Below are 21,592 nucleotides of genomic sequence, written 5' to 3'. Positions count from 1 at the left end.
GGATGGTTTACCGGCCTGGGGGCAGGGCGATGACCCGGCCGATGTAAGCGGGAGTGGGCAGATCGGCCTGCTCGGCGACGATGGCTTGCAGGCGGCCCAGGGTGTCCGGGGTAAACGGCGCGGAACGCGGCCCGGCCAGGTCGACGTGCAGCAGCATCTGTTCGTTGCCGGCCAGCTCCTTGTCACCGCCGGCCAGATGCAGGCTGTGATAGAGGTGCAGGCGTTTCTGGTCGTGGCCGATGATCTGCGTGCGCACTTCGACTTCGGCATCGAGCTTCACTTCGTGCAGGTAATTGAGGTGCAGTTCGAGGGTGAACAGCGAGTGACCGCTGGCTTCGCGGTTGTTGCTGTCCATGCCGAGGCGATCCATCAGGGCGTCGGTGGCGTAGCTGAAAATCAGCAGGTAGAAGGCGTCGCGCAGGTGGCCGTTGTAGTCGACCCAGTCGGGGATGATGCGGGTTTGGTAGGTGGTGAGGGTGGGCATGGTGGCTGATCCAGAGCAATGGGTGATTGGGCTATCGTCATCGCGAGCAGGCTCGCTCCCACAGGTGACTGCATTCCAAATGTGGGAGCGAGCCTGCTCGCGATGGGGCCAGTCCTGCTGGCTGGTTACTCGCTGAAACTCATCCCATGCTTCTCTTTGGTGGTCTTCACCGCCTCAAGCACCGCCAGCAGGCAATCATCACGATAGCGCTCCAGTGCCGAAATACTGTGCCGGCCCAGTTGATCGCTGGTGCCGTCCACCACATCGTCGATCAACTTGTCGGTCAGCTCCGGCGCCGGCAGGTATGTCCACGGCAACTGCAACGCCGGGCCGAACTGCGACATGAAGTGGCGCATACCGGCATCGCCCCCGGCCAGGGTGTAGGTCAAGAACGTGCCCATGAACGACCAGCGCAGACCGGCACCAAAGCGGATCGCGTCGTCGATTTCACCGGTGGTTGCCACCCCGTCGTTGACCAGATGCAGCGCCTCGCGCCACAGCGCTTCGAGCAGGCGGTCGGCGATGAAGCCCGGGACTTCCTTGCGCACATGCAGCGGGCGCATGCCGAGGGATTCGTAGACTTTCATCGCGGCCTGCACGGCTTCCGGCGCGGTGTTCTTGCCGCCGACGACTTCCACCAGCGGCAGCAGGTAAACCGGGTTGAACGGGTGACCGACCACGCAGCGTTCCGGGTGGGTCGAGCTCTCGTAGAACTCGCTTGGCAACAGGCCGGAAGTGCTGGAACCGATCAACGCATTCGGCTTGGCCACCGCGCTGATTTTGCTGTGCAGATCCAGTTTCAGTTCGAGGCGTTCCGGGGCGCTTTCCTGGATGAAATCCGCATCGCGCACGCACTCTTCAATGGTCGCCACAAAGCGCAGGCGATCCTGCGAAGCGCCCGGCGCCAGACCGTTTTTCTCCAGCGCGCCCCAGGCATTGGCCACGCGTTTGCGCAGCGTCGCTTCGGCACCCGGCGCCGGGTCCCAGGCCACCACGTCGAGGCCGTGGGCGAGGGCGCGGGCGACCCAGCCGCTGCCGATGACGCCGCTGCCCAGTGCTGCGAAGGTTTTGATTTCGGTGATAAAGCTCATGGTGATTTCCTAGGAAAATTCGGTGATTCCCTGTGGGAGCGGGCTTGCTCGCGAATGCGGCGGCACTGCTGATGAAGATGCTTCGGATGTACCGGCCTCTTCGCGAGCAAGCCCGCTCCCACAGGGTCAGAGGTGAATTCGAATCAGCCGCGCTGGGTCAGGCCCATCTTCTTGCGACCTTCAGCCGGGGTCAGCACGCGGGCGCCGAGGCGGCTGAGGATCTCGCTGGCACGTTCGACCAGTTGGCCGTTGGTCGCCAGCACGCCTTTGTCCAGCCACAGGTTGTCTTCCAGGCCGACCCGCACGTTGCCGCCGAGCAGTACCGCTTGCGCCGCCATCGGCATCTGCATCCGGCCGATGCCGAACCCGGCCCACACCGCGTCGGCGGGCAGGTTGTCGACCATGGCTTTCATGGTGGTGGTGTCGGCCGGCGCGCCCCACGGGATGCCCAGGCACAGCTGGAACAGCGGGTTGTCGAGCAGGCCTTCCTTGATCATCTGTTTGGCGAACCACAGGTGGCCAGTGTCGAAAATCTCCAGCTCCGCCTTCACGCCCAGCTCGGTGATGCGTTTGGCGCCAGCCCGCAGTTGGGCCGGGGTCGAGACGTAAATGGTGTCGCCGTCGCCGAAGTTCAGGGTGCCGCAATCCAGGGTGCAGATTTCCGGCAGCAGTTCTTCGACGTGGGCCAGACGGGTCAGCGGGCCGACCAGATCGGTATTCGCACCGAACTCCATCGGGCTCTCGCCAGGGCCGATTTCCAGGTCACCGCCCATGCCGGCGGTGAGGTTGACGATGATGTCGACGTCGGCTTCGCGGATGCGCTCCATGACTTCGCGGTACAGCGCCACGTCACGGCTGAACTTGCCGGTCTGCGGGTCACGGACGTGGCAGTGCACGACCGTGGCGCCGGCTTTGGCCGCTTCTACTGCGGCAGCGGCGATCTGTTTCGGGGTGACCGGCACGTGTGGGCTTTTGGCGGTCGTGTCGCCAGCACCGGTGAGTGCGCAGGTGATGATGACGTCGTGATTCATGGTGCGTTTTCCTTCAGGCGTGATGGGTCTGTTCGCAGCCCGTGGCGGGCTGCGAAGTGGTTCATTCGTTGCGGTTTACTTGCTGGTGAGCTGGAGGTTTTCAGCCGCCGGTTTGCCATCGAAAGTGGTAACGCCTTCGAGCCAGCGCTGTTTGTCCTGCGGGTGATCCTTGAGCCACTGCCTGGCCGATTCGAAAGCGTCCTTGTGATCAAGCAGCGGCTGCATCATCCGGCTCTCGTCTTCGGCGGTGAACGTCAGGTTGCTCAGCAGGCGGCTGACGTTCGGGCATTGTTCGGCGTATTTCGGCGCGGTGACGGTCCACACGGTGGCCATGCCTTCGTTCGGGCCGAGGGCGTCGTCGCTGCCGGTCAGATAGGTCATCTGCACGTTGACGTTCATCGGGTGCGGCGCCCATCCGAAGAACACCACGGCTTCCTTGCGGCGCACGGCGCGATCGACGGCGGCGAGCATGCCGGCCTCGCTCGACTCCACGAGCTGGAACTTGCCGAGGCCGAACTGGTTCTTGGCGATCATCGCCTTGATCTGGGTGTTGGCGCCCGAGCCAGGCTCGATGCCGTAGATCTTGCCGCCCAGCTCTTTCTCGAACTTGGCGATGTCGGCGAAGGTTTTCAGGCCCTTGTCCGCCAGATAGGTCGGCACGGCGAGGGTGGCGCGGGCGTCCTTGAGGCTCGGCGCTTCAAGCACCTTGACCTGGTTGGCGTCGACGAACGGGGTGATGGTCTGGGTCATCAGCGGGTTCCAGTAGCCGAGGAACAGGTCCAGACGCTGGTCGCGGATGCCGGCGAAGACGATCTGCTGGGAGGCGCTGGTCTGTTTGGTGCTGTAGCCGAGGCCGTCGAGCAGAACCTGGGCCATGGCGCTGGTGGCGATCACGTCGGTCCAGTTCACCACGCCCATGCGCACGTTCTGACACGATGCGGAATCGGCTGCCATGACGCTGGCGCTTAAAAACGCGGTACCGCTGAGTGCGAGAACACAGCTGCTGATCAGTCGTTTCATGTCGGGTTCCTCGGCAGGTCGTTATTGTGGGTTCCGGTGTCTGATGCGCCGGTGATGCTCAAATTACGCAGCAATGCCCCTGTAAAAACGCACTGCGGCGACCAGCTCTTGCACTGCAGCGACCTGTGCTCTTGAATGCCGCCGACAACTGGCGTATCAACGTTGCACGCTACCCGCTGACCGAGTGCGCGCCATGTCCCAGGATTTCTACTTTCTGTTGATGCCGGGTTTTTCCGCCATCGGGTTCATCTCTGCGATCGAACCGCTGCGGGTGGCTAACCGCTTTCGCGGCGAGCTGTACCGCTGGCACGTGTTGAGCGCCGATGGCGGGGCGGTGCTGGCGAGCAACGGGATGTCGGTCAACGCCGATGCGGCGCTGGAGCCGCTGAAGAAAGGGGCGACGCTGCTGGTGGTCGCCGGGTTCGAACCGCTGAAGTTCGCCACCCCGGCGCTGGAGCACTGGCTGCGACGGCTGGACAACGAAGGCGTGACCCTCGGCGCCATCGACACCGGCAGCTTCGTCCTTGCCGAGGCCGGCCTGCTCGATGGTCATCGCCTGACTCTGCACTGGGAGGCCATCGACGCCTTCAAGGAATCTTATCCACAGCTCAGCGTCACCCAGGAGCTGTTCGAGATTGACCGTCGGCGCATCACATCCGCCGGCGGCACCGCGTCCATCGACCTGATGCTCGACCTGATCGCCCAGGCCCACGGCCCGCAGCTGGCGATCCAGGTCAGCGAGCAGTTTGTATTGGGGCGGATTCGTCCGCGCAAGGACCACCAGCGCATGGAAGTCGCCACGCGCTATGGCATCAGCAACAAGAAACTGGTGCATGTCATCGGCGAGATGGAACAGCACAGCGAACCGCCGCTGACGACTTTGGAACTGGCGGAATCGATCAAGGTGACGCGGCGGCAACTGGAGCGCCTGTTTCGCTTGCACCTGAACGACACACCGAGCAATTTCTATCTGCGCTTAAGACTGGAAAAGGCCCGGCAGTTGTTGCGCCAGACCGACATGAGCGTGCTGGAAGTGAGCATCGCCTGCGGGTTTGAATCCCCGTCGTATTTCACCCGCAGCTACCGGGCGAAGTTTGCTCGGTGTCCGCGGGAGGATCGGCGACGGGAGGCCGTTTGACGGACGATTATAGTTAATTATACTTTCAGGTATAAATTACAGTCGTTTGAAATAATTGAGTGTAAAACCATGTCCCGAAACAACGGCTTCGTTTTCCGCCGCCCCGCTCTGGCCCGCAGCGTTGCCGATGGTCTGGTGGGTGCAGGTCTGCAGGATTTCACCTCCGGTCTTTTTCTGGCAGCGCCGCGCCGCACCGGCAAAAGCACCTTTCTGCGCGAGGACCTGATCCCGGAATGCCAGGCCCGAGGCTGGCTGACGGTTTACGTCGACCTGTGGGCCGACAAGGAAAAAGACCCTGCTGACCTGATCGCCAGTGCCATTGCAGGTGCTTTGGTTCCCTTTGAAAAGGGCATCCGCAAACTGGCGAAGAATATCGGCATCGAAAAACTCAGCTTTCTGCGCACCTTGTCCTGGGATTTCACCAAGCCGCAACTGCCGACTGGCGCGACCCTGACGCAAGCGCTGGAACTGCTCCACAGCGCCGCCGAAAAAACCGTAGTGCTGGTGATCGACGAGGCTCAGCACGCACTCACCACAGCAGCGGGCATTAACGCAATGTTTGCCCTGAAGGCCGCACGGGACCAGCTCAATCAGGGGCGTGAAGGCGAGGGCAGCGGGTTGCATCTGGTGTTCACTGGTTCCAATCGCGACAAACTCGCCCATCTGGTGCTGGGCAAGAGCCAACCGTTTTTCGGCTCGAGCATCACGCCCTTTCCATTGTTGGGAAAAGAGTTCACCCAGGCGTACACCTCGCACCTCAACGCCCATCTGGCCGAGACCAACCAGTTCAGCGCTGCCGATATCGACGACGCCTTCGAGTTGGTGGGGCGGCGCCCGGAAATGTTGCGCACCATTATCGGCGAAGTCGCGCTGGAGCTGGGCGAGGCCAGCAATCTGGGGCAGTTGCTGCAGAGCCGTGCCGAATTGTTGCGCGCAGGCGTGTGGACCGAGTTCGAGAGCGCCTGGAACGCTCTTACCATCCCTCAGCGCGCCGTGCTGGAGGTGATGGTGGAGCGCTCACAGAACAACGAGCCTTTTGCCCCTTTCACCGACAGCACACTCATGGCAGTCGGCAAGGCACTGGAAAACATGGGCAGCGACGTGGTGCCGGGCACCCAGACCATTCAGGCCTGCATCGATGCCCTGCGCGACAAGGAACTGGTGTGGAAGTCGAGCCGTGGTGGTTATGCGCTGGAAGACAAGTCCTTCGGCGACTGGCTGAGCGCACGTAAAGCGCGCTAGTTACTTCTTCACCAAAGCCGAACACGCTGCCTTGTAGGCTTCATGCTGATACTTGTTCAGCGTGCCCGGCAGCTCAAAGTTGTGCTTCTTGGCCTGCGCATTGATCGTCTGCGGCGACAGCAGCGTCACCTCGCAACCGTCCAGCAACTGAAACACACCCTCGATCTTGAACGTGGTCGGCCCACCGGCAAACTCGCCCTTCTTGCTGCGCTTCTTGATCGCGATGCGATCGATGGAGTTCTCGCGCACGAACGACGCCACTTGAGCGGCGAACAGCTTCACGTTGGCCGCCTCGTCGTCATCGTCCAGGGCGATTTTCTTGATGCTCAGAGCCACATGGCTCAGCCCCGAACCATCGAGGGACGCCACGGCGATGATCGCTTCACTGCCTTTGATTTCGATACCGCAGATATTCATGTGAATCCCTTGATTGGCTGAAGAGGTGCAGCTTACAGCTCAAGCTGGTTGGCGGTGATACCAAACGCCGCTGCAATCTTCTCGCGAGTGGCCTTGCGCGGCTTTGCAACGGTTTCCTGTTGGGCAAAGGCTGGCTGCGAAATACCCATGCGTTTCGCCACTTCTTCCTGAGTCAGGTTGAGATGTTCGCGCCAAGCGCGAACCGGGAGGGCGCCGTCAACGATGCGGCTAACGACTTCGTGGGGAATCATGCTTTCCATCTTCGACTCACTCCTGCCCAATCGACTCCAAAAACTCCGACCGCTCGTCACTCATCCGCGCCACGCAATCATTCTGCGCAATCTTGAACGCCTTGCTGCCGTCCGTCGCCGGGAAGGCTTCGACGGCGCAGTCGGCGTCGCGGGTTTTCAGCCATTGTTGCTGGGCGGTCTTGAGTTTGGCGGTGATGTCCGCCAGTTGCGCCGGGTTCTTGCCGTAGGCGGTCTGCATGCGTTCGTTGAGGCTGGCGTAGTTGTCCTTGAGCAGGTCTTCGGCGGTGGTGCGACTGTAGGCCGAGCATTCCAGGGTCTGGATGTCGTTTTCCACCGCGTCGCACGGGTTGTTGTCGGACTCTTCGGCGGCGTGTACGCCGGTCGCAATCAGGGCCAGGGCCAGGAAGATCGATTTCATTGATGTCGCCGCTCTAATCCAGTGGTGTTTCCGGGATGCGGCAGATTCTGGCTCAAGCTCGCGGGCTTGAACAGGTGGCCGGTCGGACCGGTTGGCGACCCTTTGTCGCGGATTGACGCTTTCGGCAATTCCCCTGTCGTTTTTGCACCCGGCTGGTCGCGCACCGAGGCATATGCTGGCCCCAAAGCGCCGGCAGACGATTCGGCGCATGAATCGCCAATAAGGGGACGCCTGATGAGCCCAGCCGAATTACACGCCGACAGCATCGTTATCGACGGTCTGATCATTGCCAAATGGAACCGCGAGCTGTTCGAAGACATGCGCAAGGGCGGTCTGACGGCGGCCAACTGCACTGTGTCGGTGTGGGAGGGCTTTCAGGCCACGGTCAACAACATCGCTGCCAGCCAGAAACTGATTCGCGAAAACAGCGACCTGGTGATCCCCGTCCGCACCACCGCCGACATCCGCAAGGCCAAGGAGCAGGGCAAGACCGGCATCCTCTTCGGCTTCCAGAACGCCCACGCGTTCGAAGACCAGATCGGCTATGTCGAGGTGTTCAAGCAGCTCGGCGTCGGCATCGTGCAGATGTGCTACAACACCCAGAATCTGGTGGGCACCGGTTGCTACGAACGTGACGGCGGCCTGTCGGGTTTCGGTCGCGAAATCGTCGCCGAGATGAACCGTGTCGGTGTCATGTGCGACCTGTCCCACGTCGGCTCCAAGACCTCCGAGGAAGTCATCCTCGAATCGAAAAAACCGGTCTGCTATTCCCACTGCCTGCCGTCGGGGCTGAAAGAGCACCCGCGCAACAAATCCGATGAAGAGCTTAAGTTTATTGCTGACCACGGCGGTTTCGTCGGCGTGACCATGTTCGCGCCGTTCCTGGCCAAGGGCATCGATTCGACCATCGACGACTACGCCGAAGCCATCGAATACACCATGAACCTGGTCGGCGAAGACGCCATCGGCATCGGCACCGACTTCACCCAGGGTCACGGCCAGGACTTCTTCGAATACCTGACCCACGACAAGGGCTACGCCCGCCGTCTGACCAACTTCGGCAAGATCATCAACCCGCTGGGCATCCGCACCGTCGGCGAGTTCCCGAACCTGACCGAAACCCTGCTCAAGCGCGGCCACTCCGAGCGCGTGGTACGCAAGATCATGGGCGAAAACTGGGTGAACGTCCTCAAAGACGTCTGGGGCGAATAAGCCGCCGCTTCCCGAATACTTTCCCCCGGCCGTCCGCGCCGGGGGCAACACCAAAATTTTTCTGGAGTTAAGTTTCCATGGCCAAGATCGCCCCGCAATTGCCAATCGAAGTCGACAGCGAGACCGGTGTCTGGACCTCCGACGCCCTGCCGATGCTGTACGTGCCGCGCCATTTCTTCGTCAACAACCACATGGGCATCGAGGAAGTGCTGGGCGCTGACGCCTATGCCGAAATCCTCTACAAGGCTGGCTACAAGTCCGCCTGGCATTGGTGTGAAAAAGAAGCCGAGTGCCACGGCCTGGAAGGCGTCGCGGTGTTCGAACACTACATGAAGCGCCTGTCGCAGCGCGGCTGGGGCCTGTTCAAGATCCAGGACATCGACCTCGACAAAGGCACCGCCAGCGTCAAGCTCGAACACTCCGCATTCGTCTACGTCTACGGCAAGGTCGGGCGCAAGGTCGACTACATGTTCACTGGCTGGTTTGCCGGTGCCATGGACCAGATCCTCGCCGCGCGCGGCAGCCAGATCCGCACCGTGGCCGAGCAGGTTTACGGTGGCTCCGAAGAAGGCCACGACGACGGCCTGTTCACCGTCAAGCCGTTGTAAGTCGAGGAACCCGCCATGGCTTTCGAAGCAATGTTCCAGCCAATTCAAATTGGCAAACTGACCATCCGCAACCGCGTGCTCAGCACCGCGCACGCCGAGGTCTACGCGACCGACGGCGGCATGACCACCGAGCGGTACGTCAAGTATTACGAAGAGAAAGCCAAGGGCGGCATCGGCCTGGCGATCTGTGGCGGTTCGTCCGTGGTGGCGATCGACAGCCCGCAGCAATGGTGGAGTTCGGTGAACCTGTCCACCGACCGGATCATCCCGCACTTCCAGAATCTCGCCGACGCCATGCACAAGCATGGCGCCAAGATCATGATCCAGATTACCCACATGGGCCGTCGCTCCCGTTGGGACGGTTTCCACTGGCCGACCCTGATGTCGCCGTCGGGCATCCGCGAACCGGTGCACCGCGCCACCTGCAAGACCATCGAGCCGGAAGAGATCTGGCGGGTGATCGGCAACTACGCGCAAGCCGCGCGCCGCGCCAAGGCCGGCGGTCTGGACGGCGTCGAACTGTCGGCCGTGCACCAGCACATGATCGACCAGTTCTGGAGCCCGCGCGTCAACAAGCGGACCGACGAATGGGGCGGCACTTTCGAAGGCCGGATGAAATTCGGTCTGGAAGTCCTGAAAGCCGTACGCGCCGAGGTCGGTGACGATTTCTGCGTCGGCATGCGAATCTGCGGTGACGAGTTCCACCCGGACGGTCTGTCCCACGAAGACATGAAGCAGATCGCCAAGTATTACGACGACACCGGCATGCTCGATTTCATCGGCGTCGTCGGCTCGGGTTGCGACACCCACAACACCCTGGCCAACGTGATTCCGAACATGAGTTATCCGCCGGAGCCGTTCCTGCACCTGGCGGCCGGGATCAAGGAAGTGGTCAAGGTTCCGGTGCTCCACGCGCAGAACATCAAGGACCCGAACCAGGCCACGCGGATTCTGGAGGGCGGTTACGTCGACATGGTCGGCATGACCCGCGCCCACATCGCCGACCCGCACCTGATCGCCAAGATCAAGATGGGCCAGATCGACCAGATCAAGCAGTGCGTCGGCGCCAACTACTGCATCGACCGTCAGTATCAAGGTCTGGACGTGCTGTGCATCCAGAACGCCGCGACCTCCCGTGAATACATGGGCGTGCCGCACATCATCGAGAAATCCACCGGGCCGAAACGCAAGGTGGTGATCGTCGGTGCCGGTCCGGCGGGGATGGAAGCTGCCCGTGTGGCGGCCGAGCGTGGCCACGACGTGACCCTGTTCGAGAAGAAAGAATTCATCGGCGGCCAGATCACCACCGCCTCGAAAGCGCCGCAGCGTGACCAGATTGCCGGCATCACTCGCTGGTTCCAACTGGAGCTGGCGCGGCTGAAAGTCGACCTGCGTCTGGGCACTGCGGCGGACGCCGACACCATCATGGACCTGCGTCCGGACATCGTGGTGCTGGCTGTCGGCGGTCATCCGTACCTGGAACAGAACGAACACTGGGGCGCCGCCGAAGGGCTGGTGGTCAGCAGCTGGGACGTGCTCGACGGCAAAGTGGCGCCGGGCAAGAACGTGCTGGTCTACGACACCATTTGCGAGTTCACCGGGATGTCGGTGGCCGACTTTCTCGCCGACAAGGGCAGCCAGGTCGAGATCGTCACCGACGACATCAAGCCGGGCGTGGCCATCGGTGGTACGTCGTTCCCGACCTACTACCGCAGCATGTACCCGAAAGAAGTGATCATGACCGGCGACATGATGCTGGAAAAGGTCTACCGCGAAGGTGACAAACTCGTCGCCGTGCTGGAGAACGAATACACCGGCGCCAAAGAGGAGCGGGTGGTGGATCAGGTGGTCGTCGAGAACGGCGTGCGCCCGGACGAGGAAATCTACTACGCCCTCAAGGACGGCTCGCGCAACAAGGGCCAGATCGACGTCGAGGCGCTGTTCGCGATCCAGCCGCAACCTTCGTTGAGCAGCACCGGCGACGGTTACTTGCTGTTCCGCATCGGTGACTGCGTGGCGCAGCGTAATACCCATGCTGCGATCTACGACGCCCTGCGCCTCTGCAAGGATTTCTAAAAGCTTGCACAAGACCCTGTGGGAGCGGGCTTGCCCGCGAATGCATTCTGTCAGTCACCGCTGCATCGACTGACCCGGCGCTTTCGCGAGCAAGCTCGCTCCCACAGGAACACGCCGAACGTGTTTCTCCAGGCTGTACTGGTGGGAGCTTCACCATGTTGAACACCCTTCTTCCAATCCTGTTGTTCGCAGCCCTGGCCCTCGCGGTGCTGGGGGCGTTGCGGCGGGTGGCCATGTGGCGCCGGGGCCGGGCCTCGAAGGTCGATCTGATCGGCGGCCTGTTCGCCATGCCCAAGCGTTACATGGTCGATCTGCACCACGTGGTGGCGCGGGACAAATACATCGCCAACACCCACGTCGCCACGGCGGGCGGTGCGGTGGCGTCGATCGTGCTGGCGATTCTGGTGCACGGTTTCGGCCTGCATAACCGCATTCTCGGCTACGCGTTGCTGCTGATGACGGCGGTGATGTTCGTCGGGGCAGTCTTCGTTTATCGGCGCCGGCTCAACCCGCCGGCGCGGCTGTCGAAAGGCCCGTGGATGCGCCTGCCGAAAAGCCTGCTGGCGTTCTCGGCGTCGTTTTTCCTGGTGACCTTGCCCGTGGCCGGGATCCTGCCGGAGAACTTCGGCGGCTGGGTGCTCGCAGCAATTCTCGGGATCGGTGTGCTGTGGGGCGTGTCCGAGCTGTTCTTCGGCATGACCTGGGGCGGCCCGATGAAACACGCCTTCGCCGGTGCGTTGCACCTGGCCTGGCACCGCCGCGCCGAACGTTTTGGTGGCGGCCGTTCCACCGGTTTGAAACCGCTGGACCTGAATGATCCGACCGCGCCGCTGGGCGTGGAAAAACCCAAGGATTTTACCTGGAACCAGTTGCTCGGTTTCGACGCCTGCGTGCAGTGCGGCAAGTGCGAAGCGGCGTGCCCGGCATTCGCCGCCGGCCAGCCGTTGAACCCGAAAAAGCTGATTCAGGACATGGTCGTCGGCCTCGCCGGCGGCACCGATGCCAAGTTCGCCGGCAGCCCTTATCCGGGCAAACCGGTGGGCGAACACAGCGGCAATCCGCATCAACCGATCGTCAACGGTCTGGTCGATGCCGAAACCCTGTGGTCGTGCACCACCTGCCGCGCCTGCGTCGAGGAATGCCCGATGATGATCGAGCACGTCGATGCCATCGTCGACATGCGCCGCCACCTGACCCTGGAAAAAGGCGCGACCCCGAACAAGGGCGCCGAAGTCCTGGAAAACCTGATTGCCACCGACAACCCTGGCGGTTTTGCCCCGGGCGGGCGGATGAACTGGGCGGCCGACCTGAACCTCAACCTGCTCAGCGAGAAGAAGTCCACCGACGTGCTGTTCTGGGTTGGCGACGGTGCCTTCGACATGCGCAACCAGCGCACTCTGCGGGCGTTCGTCAAAGTGCTGAAAGCGGCCAAGGTCGACTTCGCGGTGCTCGGTCTGGAGGAACGCGACAGCGGCGACGTGGCTCGACGTCTGGGTGATGAAGCGACTTTCCAGTTGCTCGCCAAACGCAATATCCAGACCCTGGCCAAATACAGCTTCAACCGCATCGTCACCTGCGATCCGCACAGCTTCCACGTGTTGAAAAACGAGTACAGCGCGTTCGATGGCAACTACCTCGTGCAGCACCACAGCACTTATCTGGCGGAAATCATTCAGGCCGGCGCGCTGAACCTCGGTCAGCACAAAGGCAACAGCGTGACCTATCACGATCCGTGCTACCTCGGCCGCTACAACGGCGAGTACGAAGCGCCGCGCGAAGTGCTGCGCGCCCTCGGCATCGAGATCAAGGAAATGCAACGTTCCGGCTTCCGTTCACGCTGCTGCGGCGGCGGTGGCGGGGCGCCGATCACTGACATTCCGGGCAAGCAGCGGATCCCCGACATGCGCATGGAAGACATTCGCGAGACCGGCGCCGAGCTGGTGGCCGTGGGTTGTCCACAGTGTACGGCGATGCTCGAAGGCGTGGTCGAACCGCGTCCGCTGATCAAGGACATCGCCGAACTGGTGGCCGACGCGCTGCTCGAAGACGCCGCGCCGAACAAGCCTGCCACCCCGGCCAAACGTGAACCCGCGGAGGCCCACTGATGAGCGACATTATCCGCCGCGACCCCCGCGCCGAATGGATCGCACGCAACCGCCTGCACCCGCTGCACGCGGCCATGCAACCGGCGCAACACAGCTGGATGGGCCCCAACGGGATCATCCGCAAGAACCTGCATGGCATCGGCTTTATCGGACCGAACGGCATCAAGCGCATCGACCGCAGCGGCGCTCAACAGGGCGGGGCGGTCAAACGCTCGGCCGCGGTCGAAGTGCAATTGCCGCTGCATCAGGTGCCGGCCCCGGCGTTCTATATCAGCGTGGTGCCGGACATGGTCGGCGGCCGCTTGAGCAGCCACGACCGTGACCTGCTCGGTCTGGCTCATCAGCTGGCCGGCAGCGACGGCGCGGTGCTGGCCGTGGTGTTCGGCGAGCACAAGGAGAACGCTTTCGCCACCGCAGGCGTTGACCGCTTGCTGGTGCTGGAAGGCGAAGAATTCAGCGGTTATGCACCGGAGCAACGGATCCAGGGCCTGCGGGCTGTGGATAACCAGTTCAACCCGCGTCACTGGCTGCTGCCGGACAGCCGCAGCGGTGGCGGCGAACTCGGGCGGCGCTTTGCCGCTGCACTGGGTGAACGCCCGGCGACACGGGTGTGGCAGGTCAAGGATCAGGAGTGCATCGGCCGCGCCGGTGCCGGTCTGCAGGATCTGGCCCGCCCGGTGGCGCGGTTGATTCTGGCGTCCGCCGAATGTGCCGAACCGGTCAGCGAAACCCGTCACGAAGCGCTGCCGGTGGAGTTATCCACACCCGTCGCGCGCAGCTTGTCGCGGATCGAGGATCTGGGCGCGGTGGCGGTGGATCCGGCAGCTATTCCGATGGCCGAGGCCGAGTTCATCTTCTCCGGCGGCAACGGGGTCAAGGACTGGGAGCTTTTCCACAGGACCGCCGCCGCTCTCGGCGCCACCGAAGGCGCCTCGCGGGTGGCAGTGGACGACGGCTTCATGGCCCGCGACCGTCAGGTCGGCGCGTCCGGCACCTGGGTTACGGCGCGGGTTTACGTGGCCGTGGGGATTTCCGGGGCGATCCAGCACCTGCAGGGCATCGGTGCCTGCGACAAAGTGGTGGCGATCAACCTCGATCCGGGTTGCGACATGATCAAGCGTGCCGACCTGTCGGTGATCGGCGAGAGCGCGGAAATTCTTCAGGCCTTGATCGCGGCGGTAGAGGCTTACCGCAACGAAGCCAAGCGCGATGCGGCTTAAGGAACGGTTATGAGCACAAAGATCATCAGTCTGGTTTCAATCGGCGCCCACCCGACTTCCGGCCGCCCGCGCCGCGCCGATCAGGACGCCCGTGCGGTGGAGCTCGGCCTGCAACTGGCGGGGGATAACCTGCAAGTGCTGCACGCCGGCGACATCGCGGAACCGGCGCTGCGCGCCTATCTGGGCATGGGACTGGAACAGTTGCACGTGCTGGAACAACCGGCCGGCGCCGATGCGTTGCCGGCATTGACCGAGTATCTGCGTGATGCTGGCGCGCAAGTCGTACTGACCGGCAGTCAGGCGGAAACCGGAGAAGGTTCGGGGATGCTGCCGTTTCTGCTGGCCGAAGGGCTGGGTTGGCCATTGGTGGTGGGTCTGGCGCAGGTCGAGTCGATCAACGACGGTTCAGCGCTGGTGCTGCAAGCGTTGCCTCGCGGGCAGCGGCGCCGGTTGAAGGTTCGCCTGCCGTTTCTGGCGACTGTGGATAACGCTGCACCCAAGCCTCGGCAGAGTGCTTACGGTCCGGCGCGGCGTGGGGTTCTACAGGCTGAGGACGTGGAAGTGGTGGATGACGAACTGCTCGCGGTGGCGACCCTGCAACCGGCCAAGCCCCGGCCGAAACGGTTGAAGGTGATCAAGGCCAAGAGCGGGGCGGACCGGATGAAGGCGGCGACGGCCAAGGCCAGTGGCGGTGGTGGGCAAGTCCTGAAAGGCGTGACGGCGCAGGCCGGTGCTGAAGCCATTCTCAAACTGCTGATCGAAGAAGGTGTTGTCCGCTGAGACCTTTGCTGACCCTCTCCCTTTGGGAGAGGGCGCTTTACCCACAATCCCTGTTGGCGGATCTGTGGATAACGTGTTCGCCCCTCCCTGCACCCCACGCCAATCAAGCTCTCCAGCCCCCAGATCAAAAAACAACCAGTCTAACTAGCGGTTTTTTCTGAGTTTTTCTCCAGAACAACTCCCGGACTTGCCCCCAATCTCTGTTGGCGCTTCTGTGGATAAGATGTTCGCTATCCGCTGAGAGCCCTATAAACCGTGGCTTACAACGACCTGATCAAAAAACGATCAATCCACCCTTTTAATCCACCAAACCCAACGCAAACCCCGATTTATCAACGCCTCCAGCGCTTTTCCACAGCACCCGCCAAGTTACCCCCGAACTCTGTTGGCGCTTCTGTGGATAAGGTGTTCGCCGTCCTCTGCAAGCCACGTAATCCGTGCCATGTAGCGACTTGATCAAAAAACACTCAATCGCTTATGGAAACCCTGCTTCTGGATAAGTCACGGTTTTTCTTCACAAAACTCGATTATTTTTCCAGGTCATCCACAGTTGTCCCCAATAGCTGTGGGTGGCTATGTGGATAACTTGTTCGCCAAACCCTGCAACCCCCGGCGGGCTTAGTCCAAAAGGCGATTGATCAGATTTCATACAGTTCTAAGAGGCTTCCTTGACTTCGATCCGGTGCCTGTCTTCACTGCAATGGCACAAGGACAGCTGTCACTTATCCACATCTGGTTCAGGGAGAACGCGTGATGGATACCCGGCCCCACCGCTTACCCCTCAATCCCTGCATGCTTCGTGCTCTGCCGGCACCTTCGCCGCGCAAGCGCACGTTGCGTCGTGCCGCCAATCAGCACGCCCGTCTGTAGCGCCTGATTCCTGCCCAAACCGCTGTACTGCCGTCGGGATTACCCGAAGGCCAGGTGCCCGTTCGCCCATCGATTGCAGGCAACCGCAGAGTTGCCCCATCTGCCTGAGAGAGGAACCACCTCATGACACGGATCGCAACGCCCATCAGCGAAATCAAGGAACACTACGACGTGATCGTCATCGGCTCCGGGTACGGCGGCGGCATTGCCGCGTCGCGCCTGTCCCGGGCCGGTAAAAGGGTCTGTCTGCTGGAACGCGGTCGGGAGATCCAGCCCGGCGAATACCCCAACACCATGATCGCCGCGACCGAAGAATTGCAGGTGCACGACCCGGACGGCCACATCGGCTCGCGCACCGGGCTGTTCGATCTGCACGTCAACGCGCAGCAGAACGTGGTGGTCGGTTGTGGCCTCGGTGGCACGTCGCTGATCAATGCCAACGTTTCCCTCGAGCCGACCGATGAGGTATTCCAGGATCCGCGTTGGCCATTGGCTGTGCGCGAGGACCACGACGGCTTGCTCAAGGCGGGTTACGAAAAAGCCCGGGAGATGCTCAAACCCAATCCCTACCCGAGCACCGCGCCGAACCTGCCGAAGCTCGATGCGAACAAAAAATCCGCAGATTTCCTCAAGCAAGGCGCGCACTTCTACAAGCCGCCGATCAACGTGACCTTCGACAAACTGCCGAACAACCTCAACCACGTCGGCGTCGAGCAACTGCCGTGCAACCACTGTGGCGACTGCGTTTCGGGCTGTAACAACAAGGCCAAGAACACCACGCTGATGAACTACCTGCCGGACGCCACTAACCACGGCGCAGAGATTTTCTGCCAGGCCCAGGTGCGGCATCTGGAGCGCGACGGCAATGGCTGGATCGTGCACTTCCAGTATCTGGACAGCGGTCGCGAGAAATTCGACGCGCCGACGCTGTTTGTGAAAGCCGACATCGTCGTGGTCTCCGCCGGCACCCTCGGCTCTACCGAAATTCTGCTGCGCTCACGGGACAAAGGTCTGGTGATGTCCGGCCAGCTCGGCGAGAACATGAGCGGCAACGGCGACATCCTCGGCTTCGGCCACAACTGCGAGCAGACCATCAACGGCATCGGTTTCGGCGCGCATTCGGCCAAGGAACTGCAACCGGTCGGCCCATGCATCACCTCGATCATCGACATGCGCACCGAGGGTGACCGCAGCAGTCGCATGGTCATCGAGGAAGGCTCGATCCCCGGCGCTCTAGGCCGGCCGATGGTGCCGGCGATGGCCGGGTTCGCCGAGATGATCGGCAAGCCCACCGACGACAGCTTCAGTGGCAAGGTGAAGTACAAGGAGCGCGAAGCCGAAAGCTTCCTGCGCGGCCCGTACCACGGCGCGCTGCACAACATGCAGACCTACCTGATCATGAGCCACGACAGCGGCCAGGGACGCATGGTTCTCGACAGCAAGGATCAACTGCGCATCGACTGGCCGGGCGTCGGCGAGCAGGAAAACTTCAAGATCGGCAACCAACGCCTGTACCAGAGCACCAAGGCCCTGGGCGGGATCTGGGTCGAGAATCCGATCTGGACCAAGCTGCTCAAGCACAGCATCGTCTCGGTGCATCCGCTGGGCGGTTGCGTGATGGGTGAAGACGCCGCGCAAGGCGTGGTCAACCACAAGGGCCAGGTGTTCAGCGGTGCCAGTGGCACCGATGTCTACGCCAACCTGTACGTGACCGACGGCGCGGTGATCCCGACGTCACTGGCGGTCAATCCGCTGCTGACCATCTCCGCCGTGAGCGAGCGCAACATGGGCCTGCTGGCGGCAGACCGAGGCTGGACGATCGACTACACGCTGCCGTCGGCGCCGCGCAAACAGACCGCGCCGCCGACCCTTGGCGTGCAGTTCACTGAAACCATGAAAGGCTACTTCTCCCGCGCCTTCACCGCCGCGCAAAGCACCGACCTGAAGGTTTACGAGGCGGCTGCCAAACGCGGCGAGGCGGACAACTCGCCGATCGACTTCACCCTGACCATCACCGCCAACGACCTCAACCGGATGATCAAGGAGCCGGAACACGCCGCGACCATCGTCGGCACGGTGATCGCTCCGGCGCTGTCGCCAGAACCGCTGACCGCCAGCAACGGTGTGTTCAACCTGTTCGAGCAGTTCGAGCAGCAGGTCGATACGCGCCACATGAAGTACGACATGAAACTGTCCGCCGAGGACGGCAACGACTACTTCTTCAGTGCCTTCAAGACCGTGCCGGAAGACAACGGCGTGCTGAATATCTGGCACGACACCAGCACCCTCTACGTCACGCTGTATCGCGGGCCGGACAAGACCGGCGAGGTGATCGGCTCCGGGGTGATGCACATCAAACCGACCGATTTCGCCAAGCAGATGACCACCATGAAAGTCCTCAATGCGCGCAACGAGCGTGAGCGCATCGAAGGGCTGGCGCGGTTCGGCAAGTTCTTCGCCGGGATTCTCTGGGAGAGTTACGGCGGGGTGTTCGCCGGTGACAAATACTTCAACCCCGACGCGCCGCCACGGCTGAAACGACCACTGGATGCGCCGACGCCGGCCGTGCATTTCTTCTCCACCGAAGATGGCGTGCAGTTGCGCCTGACCCGTTATCAGGCCGGCAGCAAAGGCCCGGTGATGTTGGTGCATGGCCTGGGTGTGGGCTCGAATATCTTTTCCACCGATACGATCCAGACCAACCTTTTGGAGTTTCTCTGCAAGCACGACTACGACGTGTGGCTGCTGGATTTCCGGGTGAGCATCCTGCTGCCGGCGAGCAAGAAAGAATGGAACGGCGACCAGATCGCCCAGTACGACTTCAAGGCCGCCATCGCGCAGATCCAGCAGGAAACCAAAGCCAAGGACGTGCAGTGCGTGGTGCATTGCTATGGCGCGACCACGTTCTTCATGTCATTGCTCGCCGGCTTGCAGGGCGTGCGTTCGGTGGTCTGCTCGCAGATTGCCGCCGACACGGTGGTCGCAACCGCAACGGGGTTGAAGGCCGGTCTGCACTTGCCGGGAGTGCTCGACGCGATCGGCATCAAATCCATGACCGCCTACGCCGACAGCAAGGAGAACTGGTTCAACCGGCTCTACGACAAGGCGCTCAACGGCTACGCGCGGATCGAAGCTCAAGGCTATTGCACCAATCCGGTGTGCCACCGCATCACCTTCATGTACGCCTCGCTGTATCGCCACGACACCCTCAACGAGACGCTGCACGACAACCTGCACGAGCTGTTCGGCGAGTCGAACATCGAGACCTTCGAGCACCTGGCGCTGATCGTGCGCAAAGGGCATCTGGTGGATTTCAAAGGGCACGACGTGTACATGCCGCACTTTGATCGGCTGACCATGCCGATCTGCTTTATCAGCGGTGCCGACAACCAGTGTTATCTGCCGGAAAGCACGCTCAAGACCTATCAGCGGGTTTGCGAGAAGCACGGGCCGGAACGCTACAGCCGGCATGTGGTGCCGGGTTACGGCCACATCGACTGCATGTTCGGCAAGAACGCGGTGGTCGATGTGTATCCGATCATCCTTGAACACCTGGAGAAAACGGCCCTCGGTTGATCTCAGACCGAGTCGACCGCTTCGCGGGCAAGCCCGCTCCCACAGGGTTTTGTGCCAGACACAAAATCAGCAGACACCCCAGCCCAATGTGGGAGCGGGCTGCTCGCGAAGGCGGTAGGTCAGGCAATACATCTCTCGGGTCTGCACAAGGAAATGGATGACATGGACAGCTACATCCGCTGGTTTCAACGCTTCATCTGGCTCGGCATTGCGATGAACATGGTGTTCGCGATCCCGGCGCTGTTCGCGCCGGGGTTGCTGACATCGGTGGTCGGCCTGCCGCCGCAACTCTCCGACCCGTGGCTGGAAAACGCCGGGATGCTGCTGGTGGGTATCAGCGTGTTCTACATGCCGTCGGGCTTCAACGCGCCGCGCTATGTGGTGCACTCCTGGCTGTGCGTGCTGACGCGGCTGATCGCCGTGGTGTTCTGGATCTACCTGATCAACACCAGCAGCCAGGGCTCGGTGTTCGTGCCGATGCTGATGGGCGATCTGAGCTTTTTCCTGATCCTCGGCATTCTGCTGTACCTCGGCCCCCCCCCTGAAAACCGGCCGCTTGCGCTGCTCTGTGACGGCTGGCGCGAATGGCGGGCGGCGTGGGCGCGGCGCTGGCAGAGCCACGGGTTCAAGGTCGGCACGCTGGTCGTGGTGGCGCTGCTGGCGTTCATCGGTTACCAGACCTGGTATCAGATGCTGCGCGTGGTGCCGGAGCAGGACTACGCCTCCGACGAAGATCACTACAAATACGCCGCGATTGGCCTGGGCATCGAAGCGCGGATTCCGTATTACCTGTTCTCGGTGCTGCCGCAGATGTGCCCGGAAAAGCTGCCGAAACCCGGTGGCTGGGAAGTCTTCGGTTTCCTGTTCGAGAACGGCAAGGACCTGCCGATCGGTATGGCCAAGCGACAGATCGGCTACCCGACCGTCGAGCCGAACTGCGCGCTGTGCCACACCGGTTCCTACCGGGCGAATGCCAGCGACGTCGCGGTGAATGTGCCGAGCGCACCGGCCAACACCCTGCAACTGCAAGCCTTCCAGTGGTTCGCCTACGATTGCGCCAGCGATCCGAAATTCACCACCGACGCGGTGATGGCGGCGATCAACAGCAAGTTCCAGCTCGGCTTTTTCGAGAAGCTCTACAACCGCTACCTGATCATCCCGATGGCCAAGAGCGCGTTGCTCAAACAGAAGCAGGCCTACGCCTGGCAGAAGCTGCGCCCGCAACAGGGACCGGGGAGAACCGACACCTTCAACCCGACGAAAATGGTGGTGTTCGGTTTCCCGGATGACTCGACCATCGGCACCGTCGACCTGCCGCAAGTGTGGAACCAGAAACCCCGGGAATCGATGTACCTGCACTGGGACGGCAATAACAACAAGATCCACGAGCGCAACTACGCCGCCGCGATGGCCGTGGGCGCGACGCCGGAATCGGTGCTGCCGCCGAGTTTCAACCGGGTGACCAACTGGCTGCTCGGGCACAAGGCGCCGGCGTGGCCGTGGGCATTGGATCAGGCCAGGGTCGCTCAGGGCAAACCGGTGTGGGAGGCTAACTGCGCGGGTTGTCACGATTTCGGTCGCGTCGACACCGGGCAGGTGACCACCAATATCGACCAGCTCGGCACCGATCCGCACCGGCTGAACTCGTTCACCACCGGGCTGGTGGCCGCGTTCCACACCTTCAAGAAACCGCCGTTCGATTTCGGCGCCTATCGCAAGACCCAGAGCTACAGCAACACGCCCACCGACGGCATCTGGCTGCGCGCGCCGTACCTGCACAACGGTTCGGTGCCGACCCTGTGGGACTTGCTGCAACCGCCGGAAAAACGTCCGCAGGTGTTCATCACCGGCTCCGATGTCTACGACCCGGTCAACGTCGGCTTCGTGACCAGTGGCGCCCAGGCCAAGGCCTCGGCGGATTTCACCTACGACACGCGCCTGGAGGGCAACCACAACAGCGGTCACCTGTACGGCACGACGCTGTCGGACGACGACAAGCGTGCGCTGATCGAATTCATGAAAACCCTGTGAACCCCTACGGATAGAGGATTAC

General features: G+C 62.1%; 16 protein-coding genes and 1 pseudogene. 10 read left to right on the top strand and 7 right to left on the bottom strand.

The window, feature by feature from the left end:
• Nucleotides 1–7: 7 nt before the first annotated feature.
• The 4 genes from CAG25_RS22520 to CAG25_RS22505 form a co-directional block, all read right to left on the bottom strand.
• Entirely contained in the window at nucleotides 8–484 is a 477-nt protein-coding gene (locus tag CAG25_RS22520; protein WP_085612994.1) for a thioesterase family protein, read from the bottom strand.
• A gap of 125 nt (nucleotides 485–609) precedes the next feature.
• Nucleotides 610–1,575 carry an L-carnitine dehydrogenase gene (locus CAG25_RS22515; protein ID WP_085612993.1) on the bottom strand — a complete coding sequence of 322 codons (966 nt, stop codon included), beginning with the start codon at nucleotides 1,573–1,575 and terminating at the stop codon, nucleotides 610–612.
• A gap of 143 nt (nucleotides 1,576–1,718) precedes the next feature.
• A complete protein-coding gene (locus tag CAG25_RS22510; RefSeq protein ID WP_085612992.1) occupies nucleotides 1,719–2,606 on the bottom strand; it encodes a 3-keto-5-aminohexanoate cleavage protein in 888 nt (295 codons plus the stop codon).
• A gap of 75 nt (nucleotides 2,607–2,681) precedes the next feature.
• On the bottom strand, nucleotides 2,682–3,626 hold the full coding sequence (locus tag CAG25_RS22505) for a choline ABC transporter substrate-binding protein (protein WP_085612991.1): 945 nt from the start codon (nucleotides 3,624–3,626) through the stop codon (nucleotides 2,682–2,684).
• A gap of 193 nt (nucleotides 3,627–3,819) precedes the next feature.
• Between CAG25_RS22505 and CAG25_RS22500 the strand changes: the two genes are divergently transcribed.
• A complete protein-coding gene (locus tag CAG25_RS22500) occupies nucleotides 3,820–4,764 on the top strand; it encodes a GlxA family transcriptional regulator (protein ID WP_011336294.1) in 945 nt (314 codons plus the stop codon).
• Nucleotides 4,765–4,833: 69 nt separating this feature from the next.
• Nucleotides 4,834–6,006 carry an AAA family ATPase gene (locus CAG25_RS22495; protein WP_085612990.1) on the top strand — a complete coding sequence of 391 codons (1,173 nt, stop codon included), beginning with the start codon at nucleotides 4,834–4,836 and terminating at the stop codon, nucleotides 6,004–6,006.
• Here CAG25_RS22495 and CAG25_RS22490 read toward each other — a convergent pair whose 3' ends face one another.
• The 3 genes and pseudogenes from CAG25_RS22490 to CAG25_RS22480 all read right to left on the bottom strand — a co-directional run bounded on the left by CAG25_RS22490 (nucleotide 6,007) and on the right by CAG25_RS22480 (nucleotide 7,092).
• Nucleotides 6,007–6,423: a DUF3010 family protein gene (locus CAG25_RS22490; RefSeq protein WP_085612989.1), complete on the bottom strand. Its 417-nt coding sequence runs from the start codon at nucleotides 6,421–6,423 to the stop codon at nucleotides 6,007–6,009.
• Nucleotides 6,424–6,455: 32 nt separating this feature from the next.
• A pseudogene (locus CAG25_RS22485) lies at nucleotides 6,456–6,674 on the bottom strand (helix-turn-helix domain-containing protein); the annotation flags it as partial.
• 16 nt (nucleotides 6,675–6,690) lie between these two features.
• Nucleotides 6,691–7,092, bottom strand: coding sequence for a lysozyme inhibitor LprI family protein (locus CAG25_RS22480; protein WP_064599962.1), 402 nt, complete (start codon nucleotides 7,090–7,092; stop codon nucleotides 6,691–6,693).
• Between the two features lie 234 nt (nucleotides 7,093–7,326).
• Here CAG25_RS22480 and CAG25_RS22475 point away from each other — a divergent pair, with 234 nt between their 5' ends.
• The 8 genes from CAG25_RS22475 to CAG25_RS22440 all read left to right on the top strand — a co-directional run bounded on the left by CAG25_RS22475 (nucleotide 7,327) and on the right by CAG25_RS22440 (nucleotide 21,570).
• Entirely contained in the window at nucleotides 7,327–8,304 is a 978-nt protein-coding gene (locus CAG25_RS22475; RefSeq protein WP_039768004.1) for a dipeptidase, read from the top strand.
• A 77-nt stretch (nucleotides 8,305–8,381) separates the two neighbouring features.
• The gene (locus CAG25_RS22470; RefSeq protein ID WP_011336290.1) at nucleotides 8,382–8,912 is read left to right on the top strand and encodes a DUF5943 domain-containing protein; all 531 of its coding nucleotides are present in this window, start codon (nucleotides 8,382–8,384) and stop codon (nucleotides 8,910–8,912) included.
• A 15-nt stretch (nucleotides 8,913–8,927) separates the two neighbouring features.
• Entirely contained in the window at nucleotides 8,928–10,988 is a 2,061-nt protein-coding gene (dgcA, locus tag CAG25_RS22465) for a dimethylglycine demethylation protein DgcA (RefSeq protein WP_011336289.1), read from the top strand.
• A gap of 155 nt (nucleotides 10,989–11,143) precedes the next feature.
• Nucleotides 11,144–13,093 carry a dimethylglycine demethylation protein DgcB gene (gene dgcB, locus CAG25_RS22460; RefSeq protein ID WP_085612987.1) on the top strand — a complete coding sequence of 650 codons (1,950 nt, stop codon included), beginning with the start codon at nucleotides 11,144–11,146 and terminating at the stop codon, nucleotides 13,091–13,093.
• A complete protein-coding gene (locus tag CAG25_RS22455; RefSeq protein ID WP_007959785.1) occupies nucleotides 13,093–14,313 on the top strand; it encodes an electron transfer flavoprotein subunit alpha/FixB family protein in 1,221 nt (406 codons plus the stop codon). Before dgcB ends, CAG25_RS22455 begins: the two co-directional genes overlap by 1 nt.
• 9 nt (nucleotides 14,314–14,322) lie before the next feature.
• Nucleotides 14,323–15,093 (top strand): electron transfer flavoprotein subunit beta, encoded by a 771-nt coding sequence (locus CAG25_RS22450; RefSeq protein ID WP_085612986.1) that lies wholly within the window; start codon nucleotides 14,323–14,325, stop codon nucleotides 15,091–15,093.
• A gap of 993 nt (nucleotides 15,094–16,086) precedes the next feature.
• Nucleotides 16,087–19,539 carry a GMC family oxidoreductase N-terminal domain-containing protein gene (locus tag CAG25_RS22445; protein ID WP_085612985.1) on the top strand — a complete coding sequence of 1,151 codons (3,453 nt, stop codon included), beginning with the start codon at nucleotides 16,087–16,089 and terminating at the stop codon, nucleotides 19,537–19,539.
• A gap of 162 nt (nucleotides 19,540–19,701) precedes the next feature.
• Complete coding sequence (locus CAG25_RS22440) at nucleotides 19,702–21,570, top strand: hypothetical protein (protein ID WP_085612984.1); 1,869 nt, start codon at nucleotides 19,702–19,704, stop codon at nucleotides 21,568–21,570.
• Nucleotides 21,571–21,592: the final 22 nt, after the last annotated feature.

Source organism: Pseudomonas sp. B16(2017) (assembly GCF_002113205.1).
Classification (GTDB): domain Bacteria; phylum Pseudomonadota; class Gammaproteobacteria; order Pseudomonadales; family Pseudomonadaceae; genus Aquipseudomonas; species Aquipseudomonas pharyngis.
The sequence above is the reverse complement of the archived record's forward strand: the minus strand, read 5'-3'. Positions and strand labels throughout refer to the sequence as shown.

Excerpts from the sequence above, each read along its gene's own strand:
- CAG25_RS22505 (WP_085612991.1), bottom strand. The coding sequence starts at position 3,626 with ATGAAACGACTGATCAGCAGCTGTGTTCTCGCACTCAGCGGTACCGCG.
- CAG25_RS22490 (WP_085612989.1), bottom strand. The coding sequence starts at position 6,423 with ATGAATATCTGCGGTATCGAAATCAAAGGCAGTGAAGCGATCATCGCC.
- CAG25_RS22500 (WP_011336294.1), top strand. The coding sequence starts at position 3,820 with ATGTCCCAGGATTTCTACTTTCTGTTGATGCCGGGTTTTTCCGCCATC.
- CAG25_RS22480 (WP_064599962.1), bottom strand. The coding sequence starts at position 7,092 with ATGAAATCGATCTTCCTGGCCCTGGCCCTGATTGCGACCGGCGTACAC.
- CAG25_RS22470 (WP_011336290.1), top strand. The coding sequence starts at position 8,382 with ATGGCCAAGATCGCCCCGCAATTGCCAATCGAAGTCGACAGCGAGACC.
- dgcA (WP_011336289.1), top strand. The coding sequence starts at position 8,928 with ATGGCTTTCGAAGCAATGTTCCAGCCAATTCAAATTGGCAAACTGACC.
- CAG25_RS22510 (WP_085612992.1), bottom strand. The coding sequence starts at position 2,606 with ATGAATCACGACGTCATCATCACCTGCGCACTCACCGGTGCTGGCGAC.
- CAG25_RS22440 (WP_085612984.1), top strand. The coding sequence starts at position 19,702 with ATGGACAGCTACATCCGCTGGTTTCAACGCTTCATCTGGCTCGGCATT.
- CAG25_RS22495 (WP_085612990.1), top strand. The coding sequence starts at position 4,834 with ATGTCCCGAAACAACGGCTTCGTTTTCCGCCGCCCCGCTCTGGCCCGC.
- CAG25_RS22515 (WP_085612993.1), bottom strand. The coding sequence starts at position 1,575 with ATGAGCTTTATCACCGAAATCAAAACCTTCGCAGCACTGGGCAGCGGC.
- dgcB (WP_085612987.1), top strand. The coding sequence starts at position 11,144 with ATGTTGAACACCCTTCTTCCAATCCTGTTGTTCGCAGCCCTGGCCCTC.
- CAG25_RS22450 (WP_085612986.1), top strand. The coding sequence starts at position 14,323 with ATGAGCACAAAGATCATCAGTCTGGTTTCAATCGGCGCCCACCCGACT.
- CAG25_RS22445 (WP_085612985.1), top strand. The coding sequence starts at position 16,087 with ATGACACGGATCGCAACGCCCATCAGCGAAATCAAGGAACACTACGAC.
- CAG25_RS22520 (WP_085612994.1), bottom strand. The coding sequence starts at position 484 with ATGCCCACCCTCACCACCTACCAAACCCGCATCATCCCCGACTGGGTC.
- CAG25_RS22455 (WP_007959785.1), top strand. The coding sequence starts at position 13,093 with ATGAGCGACATTATCCGCCGCGACCCCCGCGCCGAATGGATCGCACGC.
- CAG25_RS22475 (WP_039768004.1), top strand. The coding sequence starts at position 7,327 with ATGAGCCCAGCCGAATTACACGCCGACAGCATCGTTATCGACGGTCTG.